Annotated in this window: 8 protein-coding genes and 1 pseudogene; 4 read left to right on the forward strand and 5 right to left on the reverse strand. The window is 59.8% G+C overall.

The window, feature by feature from the left end; genetic code table 11:
* Window positions 1-4: 4 nt before the first annotated feature.
* The 3 genes from GSQ91_RS08175 to GSQ91_RS08185 form a co-directional block, all read right to left on the reverse strand.
* On the reverse strand, window positions 5-1,993 hold the full coding sequence (locus tag GSQ91_RS08175) for an NHL repeat-containing protein (RefSeq protein WP_158820962.1): 1,989 nt from the start codon (window positions 1,991-1,993) through the stop codon (window positions 5-7).
* A 75-nt stretch (window positions 1,994-2,068) separates the two neighbouring features.
* Window positions 2,069-4,090 carry a hypothetical protein gene (locus GSQ91_RS08180; protein WP_371417095.1) on the reverse strand — a complete coding sequence of 674 codons (2,022 nt, stop codon included), beginning with the start codon at window positions 4,088-4,090 and terminating at the stop codon, window positions 2,069-2,071.
* Window positions 4,091-4,328: 238 nt separating this feature from the next.
* Window positions 4,329-6,323 carry a hypothetical protein gene (locus GSQ91_RS08185; RefSeq protein WP_158820964.1) on the reverse strand — a complete coding sequence of 665 codons (1,995 nt, stop codon included), beginning with the start codon at window positions 6,321-6,323 and terminating at the stop codon, window positions 4,329-4,331.
* Between the two features lie 195 nt (window positions 6,324-6,518).
* On the opposite strand from GSQ91_RS08185, the gene GSQ91_RS25845 reads away from it, so the two are divergent.
* Both GSQ91_RS25845 and GSQ91_RS25850 read left to right on the forward strand, forming a co-directional pair.
* A complete protein-coding gene (locus GSQ91_RS25845) occupies window positions 6,519-6,941 on the forward strand; it encodes an SDR family oxidoreductase (RefSeq protein ID WP_254064424.1) in 423 nt (140 codons plus the stop codon).
* Between the two features lie 40 nt (window positions 6,942-6,981).
* A pseudogene (locus GSQ91_RS25850) lies at window positions 6,982-7,296 on the forward strand (SDR family oxidoreductase); the annotation flags it as partial.
* Between the two features lie 10 nt (window positions 7,297-7,306).
* Here GSQ91_RS25850 and GSQ91_RS08195 read toward each other — a convergent pair.
* Window positions 7,307-8,287 carry a glycosyltransferase family 2 protein gene (locus GSQ91_RS08195; protein WP_158820966.1) on the reverse strand — a complete coding sequence of 327 codons (981 nt, stop codon included), beginning with the start codon at window positions 8,285-8,287 and terminating at the stop codon, window positions 7,307-7,309.
* Window positions 8,288-8,370: 83 nt separating this feature from the next.
* On the opposite strand from GSQ91_RS08195, the gene GSQ91_RS08200 reads away from it, so the two are divergent.
* On the forward strand, window positions 8,371-9,918 hold the full coding sequence (locus GSQ91_RS08200) for a glycosyltransferase 87 family protein (RefSeq protein ID WP_158820968.1): 1,548 nt from the start codon (window positions 8,371-8,373) through the stop codon (window positions 9,916-9,918).
* 51 nt (window positions 9,919-9,969) lie between these two features.
* On the opposite strand, the gene GSQ91_RS08205 is transcribed toward GSQ91_RS08200, so the two are convergent.
* Complete coding sequence (locus GSQ91_RS08205) at window positions 9,970-10,965, reverse strand: transaldolase (RefSeq protein WP_158820970.1); 996 nt, start codon at window positions 10,963-10,965, stop codon at window positions 9,970-9,972.
* Between the two features lie 340 nt (window positions 10,966-11,305).
* Between GSQ91_RS08205 and GSQ91_RS08210 the strand changes: the two genes are divergently transcribed.
* A complete protein-coding gene (locus tag GSQ91_RS08210; RefSeq protein ID WP_158820972.1) occupies window positions 11,306-11,503 on the forward strand; it encodes a hypothetical protein in 198 nt (65 codons plus the stop codon).
* Window positions 11,504-11,577: the final 74 nt, after the last annotated feature.

Consider the following 11,577-nt stretch of genomic DNA (forward strand, 5'->3'; position numbering starts at 1 on the left):
GAATCTACGGGCGAGTGCCCAGGTTGCTGGTTCCATCCAGCGTTGGAACAATGGGCAGACCTGCAGCGATCGGAGTGATCACGGGAGTAGCAACGCCGATGATCTCGGTCACGGAGCTGCCCAGGAAGTTTGGCACCCAGACGTTGCCCGAGCTGTCGATCGCGATCCCCTCTGGCCCGTTCAGGCCGCCGCCAGTATAGAAGCCGGTTCCGGAGAGAATGGCTCCGGCATTGGAGAGTTCGGTCACTGTATTGCCATGGAAGTTACTTATCCAGGCGTTGCCCGAGCCGTCGATCGCGATCGCCGTTGGCTGGCTCAGGCTGCCGCCGGTGTAGCCGGTGGTCCCGGAGAGAATTGCCCCGGTATTTGAGAACTTAGACACAGATTCGCCTAAGTCATTGGGCGACCAGGCGTTGCCGGAACTGTCGATCGCAATCCCCTGTGGAAAGTCCAGGCCGCCGCCGGTGTACCCATTCGCTCCGGAGAGGATTGCCCCGGCATTGGAGACCTCGGTCAAGGAGTTAATCCCGAAATTAGCCACCCAGGCGTTGCCCGAGCCGTCGATCGCGATCCCATCGGGATCGCTGAAGCCGCCGCCGGTGTAGCCATTGGTCCCGGAGAGGAACGTTCCGGTGCTGGAGATCTCAGTCACGGAGTTACCTCCTTCATTAGCCACCCAGGCGTTGCCCAGGCCATCGAACGCGATGCCCTCTGGCTCGTTCAGGCCGCCGCCGGTGTAGCCGTTGGTTCCGGAGAGGAATGTCCCGGAGCTGGAAATCACGGTCACGGAGTTACTACCAAGATTATCCACCCAGGCGTTGCCTGAGCTGTCGATCGCAATCCCCAATGGATGGCTCAGGCCGCCGCCGGTGTAGCCATTGGCCCCGGAGAGGAATGCCCCGGAGCTGGAAATCACGGTCACGGCGTCATCGGAAGGATTCGTTACCCAGGCGTTGCCCGCGCTGTCGATCGCGACCCCACTGGGCCCGCTCAGGCCGCCACCGGCGTAGTTGAGAGTGAGAGACAAGTCGTTGGCCGAGTTGAAGAATGGCTGGAAGGGACTGGTGCTGGTAATCAGACCGATCAGTGTGGCGACATTGCCATTCGGGTTCTGCGCGAAGTTGATGGCCGCTGCTGCCGTATCGGTGGGCGCGGTGGCATAGGTGGTATTGGAGAAGAGCGTGCTGCATCCGGACGAGCTAGTTCCGGTGGTATTGACGCAGGCAGCCAGGAAGTCCGCCACGGTGTTGATCCTGGTCACGGGAACTGTGACGTTGCTATGGAGAGGGAAGGTCGAATTGGGCAGCCCGCTGGCCTGGTTCACAATATTCAATGCAGTATTGAAGGCATTTGCTAATCCAATCCCGGAGGCTGCATGGCCCGTTACCGCGCTGGGCGCACCGATGTGCAACGGATCGGTCGCAAAGCCTGCCAAAGCAAAGGCCGTCACAGCCGTGCTGACCTCATTCATGGTCACGAAGGTAACGCCCGGGAAGGCACCGCTGGCAGTCGCGCTGGCGCAGTTGCCCATTACAGCCAGCAGCGTTGCCGCCAGGTTGGCGCCGCTGGGGGTGCCAACTCCGTTGACCTGCGGATCTCCGCCGATGGAGTACAGGTAGACCTGGGTGTTCGGCGTGCAGGCGAAAGCGCCATTGATATCGAAGTTGCCATAGGGATCCGTGGTGACGTAGAAGTTCCCATTCCCATCCGCCGGATTCCCCGTCGCAGCAGTCAGCAGCGAGGTCGACGCGTTACTCGAGGAGGCGGCGATGCCGTTCCCGCCGTAAGCGGCAGTGCTGGCAGCATACATATAGACATGCGCGCCATTGAGCGGCTGCTGTCCTCCATGTACGACGCCCTTGATGTGCACGGCGGTCTGCGTCGAGGTATTGGAAACATCCCCGAAGTTCGCCGAGCAGCCGGTCATACCAAGCACAAAAGCCACGCCCAGTACGCTGGCCACAGACGAGAAAGACAGAGGATGGTTTCGCATAGTTCTCCTATAAGGGAACGGTAGTCATATTCGTAAAACTTACGCAGAACAGGGGCCCGAACTCCAGATAAGAATCTACGGGCGAGTGCCAAGGTTGCTGCTTCCGTCCGGCGTTGGAACAACGGGCAGACCGGCAGTGATCGGAGTCACCACAGGGGTAGCAAGGCCGATCATCTCGGTCACGGAGTTGCCTTGAAAGTTCGTGATCCAGGCGTTGCCTGAGCCGTCGATCGCGATCTGCATGGGCTGATTCAGGCCGCCGTTGGCGTAGCCGCTGAAACCGGAGAGAGTTGCCCCGGTGCTGGAGATCCCGACGACAGAGCCGAAGGTGTTGGCCACCCAGGCGTTGCCAGCCCCGTCGATCGCGATCCCGGCAGCCTCGTTCACGGTATTGTCGGCAACGTAGCCGGTGGTCCCGGAGAGGAATGTCCCGGTATTGGAGATCTCGGTGACAGCGAACCCCCCACCGGCTATCCAGGCATTGCCCGCTCCGTCAATCGCGATCTGTTGTGGCGTTTGCAGGCCCCCGCCGGTGTAGCCGTTGGTTCCGGAAAGGACTGTTCCGGTATTGGAGAACTCGGTCACGGAGGCACCGCTGAAATTCCCCGCCCAGGCGTTGCCCGCGCCGTCGATCGCCATTCCATTGGGCTCGCTCAGGCCGCCGCCGGTGTAAACGTCCCCGGGAAGTATCGCCCCTGTGCTGGAGAGCTTGCTTACGGAGTTGCGAAAATCACTCGCCCAGAGATTGCCCGCGCCGTCGATCGCGATCGACTCCGGCTCGTCCAGGGCGCCGCCGCGGGAGCCGACGGTTCCGTTGAAGACGGTCCCTGCATTGGAGAGTTCGATCAGGCCAATACCACCACTGGTTACCCAGACATTGTTCGCGCGGTCGATCGCGATATTACTGGGTCCAACCAGGGAGATGTCTTGGTAGCCGCTGGCTCCGGAAAGATAGGACCCGGAGCTGGAGATCTCGGTCACGTCAAACCCTCCGGCATTCGCCACCCAGGCGTTTCCCGAGGCGTCGACTGCGATCCCATTCGGAGAGGTCAAGCCGCCGCCGGTGTAGTTGATCCCAAGAGATAAGTCGATGATAGTGCTGTTGAAGGGCTGGAAGGGACTGGTGTTGTTTGCCAGAGGGAGCAGAAAGTTAATATTGGTTCCCGCGTTCTGCGCGATGTTGATGGCTGCGGCGGCCGTATCGGTGGGCATCGTGGCGTAGGTCGTGTTGGAGAAGAGTGTGCTGCATCCGGAGGAACCAGCGCCGCTGGAGTTGACGCAGGCAGCCAGGATGTCTGCCACGGTGTTGATCGTGGTCACGGGGACCACAGCGTTGCTGTTGAGAGGCAAGGTAGGATTGGGCAGTCCGGTGCTCTGGTTCACGAGGTTCAGCCCGATCGTGAAGGCGTTGGCCAGGCCGGTCCCGGCGAGCGCATCGCCCGATGCGCTAGGCGCCCCGATGTGCAGGGGATCGGTGGTAAAACCTGCCAGCGCATATGCAGTGGCTACCGTACTGACCTCATTCAGAGACACGAACGTAACGTTCGGGAAGGCGCCGCTGGGAGTCGCACTCGCGCAGTCGCCCACTACCGCCATCAACGCTGCCGCAGAATTCGGCGTACCGGCAACTCCTTGACCACTCAACTGCGGATCTCCGCCGATCGAATACAGATAGACCTGAGTGTTCGGCGTGCAGGCAAAAGCCCCGTGGATGTCGAAATTGCCTCCTGCATCCGTGACGACATAGAAGTTCCCGTTCCCATCCGCCGGATTCCCCGTCGCAGCGGTCAGCAAGGAGGTCGACGCATTGCTCGAGGAGGCAGCGATGCCGCTACCGCCATACGCCCCTGTGTTGGCGGCATACATATAGACATGCGCGCCATTGAGCGGCTGCTGGCCTCCATGAACCGCGCCCTTGATGTGCATGGCCGTCCCAGTGGGAGCGCTGGAGACGTCACCGAAGTTCGCTGAGCATCCGCTTAGGATAACTACGCTGGCAAGCCCAACAGAACTGACCACGAAAGAGAGTGACAGAGCCTTTGTCTTCACAGGACCTTCCCCCTGCCGAGGGGTTGACGGGCTGCTGGACGTGGCCATGATGGTCTCCCCTGGGGTGTTTTTGATATGTGGACGCAATTCATCCAAACATACTCGAGTCCTGGGCGATCAGGTAGAGCCAGATCTAAGGTTTCCATGGTGCCAGATTCATCCGGAGGGGCTCTTCTGGAGATTTTGCATAGATCTCCCACACCGGAACAGGGGGCTCATTCGTAAAAACTTACGCAGAACAGGGCCCGCACGTAACGAACGATGACAGAGCCCTCGAGCGAAGCAGCTACGGGCGTGTGCCGAGGTTGCTGGTTCCGTCCGTCGTTGGGATAACGGGCAGACCCGCAGAGATCGGAGTAATCACGGGGGTAGCAAGGCCGATCAGCTCGGTCACGGGGTGACCCTGGATGGTTCCCACCCAGATGTTGCCGGAGCCGTCGATCGCCAACGCCTCTGGGTAGTTCAGGCCACCGCCTGTATAGCCGTTGGTTCCGGAGAGGATTGCTCCGGTGCTGGAGAGTTCAATCACGGAGCCTCCTCCAGGATTCACTACCCAGGCATTGCCCGAGCCGTCGATCGCGATTCCCCCTGGAAACTGTGTGCCGGCTGGGGCGGCCGTGTAGCCGTTGGTCCCGGAGAGGAATGTCCCGGCGCTGGAGATCTTGGTCACGGCGCCTGTGTGATTCGTCACCCAGGCGTTGCCCGAGCTGTCGATTGCGAGCGAATTGGGATCTTCCAGGCCGCCGCCCCTATAGCCGAGGGTTCCAGAGAGGCCTGTCCCGGCGCTGGAGAGCTTGATCACGGAGAAAGAATCTTCACTCGCCACCCAGGCGTTGCCGGAGCCGTCGATCGCGATCCCCTGTGTCCCGTCCATCTCACCGCCCTGATAGCCGTTGTCCCCGGAGAGGATTGTTCCGGTGCTGGTGAGTTCATACACGGAGGCACCCTCGAAATTCGTCACCCAGGCGTTGCCGGAGCTGTCGATCGCGATTCCCTGTGTACCGTCCAGGCCACCGCCCGTATAGCCATTGGTTCCGGAGAGGATCACCCCGGCGCTGGAGATCTTGGTCACGCCGCAACATAAAGCATTCGTCACCCAGGCATTGCCCGCACCGTCGATCGCGATCCCTGCGGGATCGTTCAGGCCGCCGCCGGTATAGCCGTTGGTTCCGGAGAGGATTGCTCCGGCGCTGGAGATCTTGGTCACGGAGTCAGTTCCAGAATTAGGCACCCAGGCGTTGCCCTCGCCGTCGATCGCGATCCCAAAGGTCTCGTTCAGGCCGCCGCCGCCGGTGTAGTTGATACCGAGGGAGAAGTCGTTGGCAGAGCTAAGGGTCCCCTGGAAGGGACTGGTTGTCGTTACCAGGCCGAGTAGGGCGGAGACATTGGCCCCCGGGTGCTGCGCGATGTTGATGGCCGCCGTTGCCGTATCGGTCGGCGCGGTGCCGTAGGTCGTATTGGAGAAGAGTGTGCCGCAGCCAGACGAGCTGGTTCCGGTGGTGTTGACGCAGGCCGCCAGGATGTCCGCCACAGTGTTGATCGTAGTCACGGGAACTGTGGCCTTGCTGTTCAGGGGCAAGGTCGGATTAGGAGCTCCGCTGGCCTGGTCCACGATATTCAGTGCGGTATTGAACGCATTGGCAATACCGGTCCCAGAGAGCGCATGGCCCGTTACCGCGCTGGGTGCGCCGATATGCAGCGGATCGGTGGCAAAGGCCGCCAAAGCATACGCGGCAGCGACAGTGCTGACCTCATTCAGAGACACGAAGGTGGCGGTTGGAAAGGCCGCACTGGGAGTCGCGCTGGCGCAGTTGCCCACCACTGCCAGCAGCGTTGCGGCAGAATTCGGTGTACCGGCAACGCCTTCGCCACCCAACTGCGGATCTCCGCCGCTCGAATAGAGATAGACCTGCTGGCCAGAAGAGCAGGCGAATGCCCCATTGATATCGAAGCTGCCCCCTGTATCCGTAGTGACGTAGAAGTTTCCGTTCCCATCCGCGGGGTTTCCCGTCGCGGCAGTCAGCAGAGAGGTCGACGCATTGCTGGAGGAGGCGGCGATACCGCTCCCACCATAAGCGGCAGTGCCGGCGGCATACATGTAGACATGCGCGCCGTTGAGCGGCTGCTGGCCCCCATGAACCACGCCCTTAATGTGCACCGCGGTCTGCGTCGAGGTATTGGTCGTGTCCCCGAAGTTCGCCGAGCAGCCGCTCAACCCAAGAGCAAAAGCCACGCTCAGTACGCTTGCCACAGACGAGAAAGACAGACGATGGTTTTTCATAGTTCTCCTACACCAGGCAACAATGCTTTTATGTTGAAACTTGCCCAGAGTAGGGGCCCGGACTCCAGATAGATTAACAGCAGATCGCCTGCACTTTGAAGAGCAAAATGTAAAATTCCACCGGAAAGAACGCGGATTTCGTCCAACGGCTCGCCACCTTGTGTGGCATAGATGCAAAGAATCTGGAGTAAAGCTTTGAGAGTACAGAACAAAGTCGCCTTGATTACCGGCGGCAGCAGTGGAATTGGTTTGGCAACGGCCAGGCTACTTCGAGTGGAAGGCGCAAAGGTCTCAATCACAGGCAGGGATCAACTCCGGCTGGATGCGGCGGCAAAGGAACTCGGCCCTGATGCCCTTGCCATCAACGCGGATGTCTCGGACTTTCCCGCGATGGAAAGAGCCATAGAACGCACGGTCGAAGAGTTCGGGAAGCTCGACATAGTATTTGCAAATGCAGGACTCTCGATCCCGACTCCCCTTGGGGGCTCTTCGGTTGAGATCTTCGAAAGCGTTGTGAACGTCAATTTAACGTCAACCTTTTTTCTGATTCAGGCGTGTCTGCCGTACCTCAACGACGGCGCTTCGTTGATCTTCACATGGCTCAGTCCAGAGTGTTAACGGCAGGCCGGGATGGTCGGCCTATGCCGCCAGCAAAGCTGCCCTGCGAACGCTGGCAAGGGTGCTGGCATCTGAACTGTCTCCTCGCGGCATTCGCGTCAATGTCGTGACGCCCGGTTCCGTGGATACACCTCTTCTGGACGCTGCAATCTCAAGTCACGACGAAGATCGTGACCCATTTATCGAGAAGCTAAAGGCAGCCATCCCACTCGGTCGTATGGGCCGGCCACTCGAAGTCGCGAACGCGGTTCTCTTCCTCGCCTCGGAGGAATCGTCTTTTGTGCAAGCGAGTGAGATTGTCGTTGACGGCGGAGCTACGGGCGCATTTTCAGGAGCGCCAATTTATAAACGATGACCTTCAATCTTCAACGCCGGATGATCGACGCGGGAATCGAAAGATAGGTCATGCGCTTGGCCTCTTTACGTCCACGTGCGACCGAATCCAGCACCAGACCACAAACCATCGAGAGGAACGAAAGCAGCACGATGCCCGTCGAGAGTATTGCTGTCGGAAAGCGTGGGACCAGGTGCGTCCGGTGGAACTCGATCAGAATAGGAACGCTCAGGCCAACACCCAGAACGAACAGAATGGCTCCGCTAATCGTGAAGAACTGCAAAGGGCGCTGATCCTTAACCAGCGCGACGATCGTAGCGAGGATACGCGCTCCGTCCTTGTAGGTATTCAGCTTGGAGGTGCTGCCTTCGCCGCGATCGCGGTACGGGGTCTCAATCTCGCCGAGCGGCATCTTGAGCTCCAGCGCATGGATAGTGAGTTCCGTCTCGGTCTCGAAGCCGGAGCTGAGCGCGGGAAAGCTCTTGACGAAGCGGCGGCTGAAGACGCGGTAGCCCGAGAGCATATCCGTAATGCGGTTGCCGAAGATGGAGCGAACGATGCCTGTAAGCATCGCATTGCCGAAGCGGTGGCCGCGGCGGTAGGCGGCTGCGATGCTGGTGACACGCGTACCGGTAACCATATCGATGCCTTCGGAGAAGAGCATGTCGAGCATGGGAACGGCGCTGGCAGCTTCGTACGTGTCGTCGCCATCGACCAGCACATAGGCGTCGGCCTCGATGTCCGAGAACATGCGGCGGACGACGTTGCCTTTGCCTTGCAATCGTTCAACCGAGACGAAAGCTCCTGCGGCGCGGGCGACTTCAATGGTGCGGTCGGTAGAGTTGTTGTCGTAGACGTAGATCGTCGCCGAAGGAAGCTCACGGGCAAAAGCCTTAACGACCTTACCGATAGCAGCCTCTTCGTTATGGCAGGGAATCAAGACCGCAATACGCAGCAGAGTGTCCGAAGCGCCAGGTCGCGCTGCCTGATTGGTTGAAAGTTGTTCCCCCATTGCTCCCAAAGGCTATCACCGATAGACGGCAGGACGAGACACTTTTCCGCGCCGTGTTGAGGTCCGGGCTCTAAAATGGGCGTATGCCGCTCAATGAAGAATCCAGGTTGGAGCGCCCCTTGCGGCTGGCCGCTCTCGGGTTATCGCTTTTCTTTGTACTGTTCTTTCTCTTCATCGCTCTGCATCGCCTGCACTACCCGTTCGAGGTGGACCGCGTCGAGAGTGGCATGATGACCTCGGTCTGGAGGCTGCGGCACGGCTATCCGCTCTACGCAGCGCCAAGCCTGGAGTGGGCTCCCTATCTGTATGCTCCGCTGTTCTTCTATCTTTCAGCCGCGTTGTCCAAGGTGATGGGCCTCAGCTATGCCCCGCTGCGTATGGTGTCGATTCTCTCTACGCTCGGCAGCTTCGGCGTGATCTTCCTGATGGTCTGGAAGGAGACAAAGCGATTCGCGGCTGCAGCGGTGGCGGTTGGACTCTTCGCCAGCCTGTATGTCTTCGTGCTGGGCTGGTTCGACGTGGGCCGAGTCGATTCGTTGTCGGTCTTCCTGTTTCTTCTTGCCGTATTGGCGACGCGGCGAGCGCATCCTCTGCTGGCGGCAGTGATGTGGCTGCTTGCCTTTCATGGCAAACAAACTTTTCTGCCCCTGGGGCTGGCGATCTTCCTCGTGGAGTGGCAGCGGCCAAAGCGCATGCTGCTGGGGATGGCAGCCTTTACGGCGATGGCCTGGGCCAGCGTCGTCTGGCTCAATCATCTAACGCAGCACTGGTACAGCTTCTATGCGTTCGGCACGTCGGGCGCGCTGGGCTGGGCTCCGCGGGAAGCAGCGATGTTTCTGCCGCATGACTTTTTTGAGCCGCTGCCGGTTGCCGTGATCCTGATCCTGATGGCTGTGTTGCTGGCCCCCATGCGCTGGCGAGAGCGTGACGGATCGTTCTTCGCTATCGTCACAGCGCTCCTGGGCGCGGCCGTTTGGTTCGTTCGAGCCCATGGCGGAGCCAATATCAACGCAACAATTCCGTTGTACGCCTGGGTGGCCATCCTCACCGGAGTGGCGGTCCATCGGCTGCTTGTGGTTTGGGAGACATCTGAATCCGTGCCCTCTTTCGCGCGCGTTTCAGTCCCGGCACTGCTCTGGATGGCGCTGACCTTACAGCTGATGGCACACCTCTATCGCCCCGGACAGGTACTGCCGATAGAGGGATCGTTGGCAGCGCGCCAGCAATTCATGGAAGACTTGCGCGCGACGCCAGGGGATGTGTGGCTCGTAAACCATAGCTACGATGGCCTGATGGCGGGCAAGCCGATGCACGCCGAGATGGACGCTCTGGATGCCGTGCTGGGCCGCGGATATCAGCCCGCTGTGCAGGAGTTCCATCGCCAGATCGCCGGGCAACACTTCACCGCAGTCGTGCTGGACCGTGGTCAAGGAAGCTACGAACCGCCGGGGCTCTTCACGACGCCACCCTTCAGCGACGTCTATGTTCTGCAGGCCGCGGCCCCCGGCGCAGCGGTCGACCAGCCAAACCTCGTGCTGCTGCCCTGTGCGGCTGCTTCTGCTCCACAACCTCAGCCCGGACTGTTACGCCTGGATGCAGGTTTCGTGGATCGTTCGCAGTGCAAGCCTTGACCGTTGATGGGAGGCAGAAAAATGGCGGCCCGCAAGGGCCGCCATTTTTTCTTATGCCTGAAGCGCAGGCTCAGGTAGTTCCGTCAGTCGTTCGGTCAGCAAGTGCTCAAGCCCTTCAAGCGCCTTGGAGAAGCCTTCGATGCCTTCCTTCAGCTTGTCGTGCGCCATGCGGTTCTCAGCATGCATCTTGTCGAAGGTGGCCTTGTCGACCGTAATCTTCTCGATCGCATCGTCTTTGGAAGCGGCAGGTTCGAGCTTACGAACCAGCGTGCCTTCGGTAGTCTGCAGCTCTTCGAGCAGCTTGGGTGCGATGGTGAGCAGATCGCAGCCGGCCAGTTCGATGATCTCGCCGGTGTTGCGGAAGCTCGCACCCATCACGACGGTCTTATAGCCGAACTTCTTGTAGTAGTGATAGATCTCCGTGACCGAGTGGACGCCGGGGTCATCCGCACCCTTGTAGTCCTTACCGGTGTCCTGCTTGTACCAATCGAGGATACGGCCGACGAACGGCGAGATCAGCGTGACGTGGGCTTCAGCAGCGGCGACGGCCTGGTGCATGCCGAAGAGCAGCGTCATATTGCAGTGGATACCCTCTTTTTCGAGGATCTCCGCGGCGCGGATGCCCTCCCACGTAGACGCGAGCTTAATGAGCACGCGATCGGTGCCGATACCGGCGTCAGCGTACTGCTTGATGATGTCGCGCGCCGCAGCGAGGGAACCCTCGGTGTCGTAGCTCAGGCGTGCATCCACCTCGGTGGAGACGCGACCCGGGACGATGTCGAGAATCTTGAGGCCGAAGGCCACAGCCAGCGACTTGAACGCCGAAGCCGCGACATCTTTGTCGGATGTGCCGGCGGGGGCCTTCGCGCGCGCGGTCTGCAACACGCCGTCGACGATGGGCTGATACTCGGGCAATGCGGCAGCAGCCGCAATGAGCGAAGGATTCGTCGTCGCGTCGGTTGGTTTGTACTTCTTGATGGCATTGATGTCGCCGGTATCGGAAACCACCGTGGTCATCGACTTAAGCTGATCTAGCAGGTTTGACATAGCAAAACTCCTCGGTGAGGAAAGTGTGGGGCGCGGTTCGAACGCGCGTAGGAAGTCCATTATAAATCTCTTTGCCGGCGTTCGCTGGATGCCGCCGAACAGGCGCTTTCGTCTGCTGTGAACATGGCATGAACGATGCCTGAGCGGAACACGCTAGTTTTCAGCCGCTTGGAGCGGATAATTCCCTGAAAATTGCATCCAAGGAGAAAGACGGAGCAGAGCCCCTATAGGTATACCCAAAGGCAATCATTTGGACGGAGCTTTTCAGCAAGAAAAGCTCCACTCCTCAGCTCTTTCCGGGGGACAGTAATAGGGGTTCTGCTCTAAGAAGGCAGGTTCAATGAGTGACGAGAAACATGGTGGTGAGCATTCGCATCGCGATACGGGACCGCATCCCCCGCATCCTCAGGGGATTCCCTATTGGCAACGCGCGCATAAGGACTGGAAGTTCTGGGTGGGTGTTGTCTTCATCGCCGCGGCGATCGTGATCTATGTCCTTACGCTCGATCTATCCACGGTTCCTCGCCCCCAGCATTAGAGTGTTAGCTCCGGGCAGCGTTGGCTTTTGCTCTGCCGGAACGGAATACTATCCGGTTGCAGGTATGCTCGCTT

The sequence above is a fragment of the Granulicella sp. S156 genome (genome assembly GCF_009766105.1).
Lineage (GTDB): Bacteria > Acidobacteriota > Terriglobia > Terriglobales > Acidobacteriaceae > Granulicella.

Coding starts and splice junctions, on each gene's coding strand:
- GSQ91_RS08175 (WP_158820962.1), bottom strand. CDS start 1,993: ATGCGAAACCATCCTCTGTCTTTCTCGTCTGTGGCCAGCGTACTGGGC.
- GSQ91_RS08180 (WP_371417095.1), bottom strand. CDS start 4,090: ATGGCCACGTCCAGCAGCCCGTCAACCCCTCGGCAGGGGGAAGGTCCT.
- GSQ91_RS08185 (WP_158820964.1), bottom strand. CDS start 6,323: ATGAAAAACCATCGTCTGTCTTTCTCGTCTGTGGCAAGCGTACTGAGC.
- GSQ91_RS08195 (WP_158820966.1), bottom strand. CDS start 8,287: ATGGGGGAACAACTTTCAACCAATCAGGCAGCGCGACCTGGCGCTTCG.
- GSQ91_RS08200 (WP_158820968.1), top strand. CDS start 8,371: ATGCCGCTCAATGAAGAATCCAGGTTGGAGCGCCCCTTGCGGCTGGCC.
- GSQ91_RS08205 (WP_158820970.1), bottom strand. CDS start 10,965: ATGTCAAACCTGCTAGATCAGCTTAAGTCGATGACCACGGTGGTTTCC.
- GSQ91_RS08210 (WP_158820972.1), top strand. CDS start 11,306: ATGAGTGACGAGAAACATGGTGGTGAGCATTCGCATCGCGATACGGGA.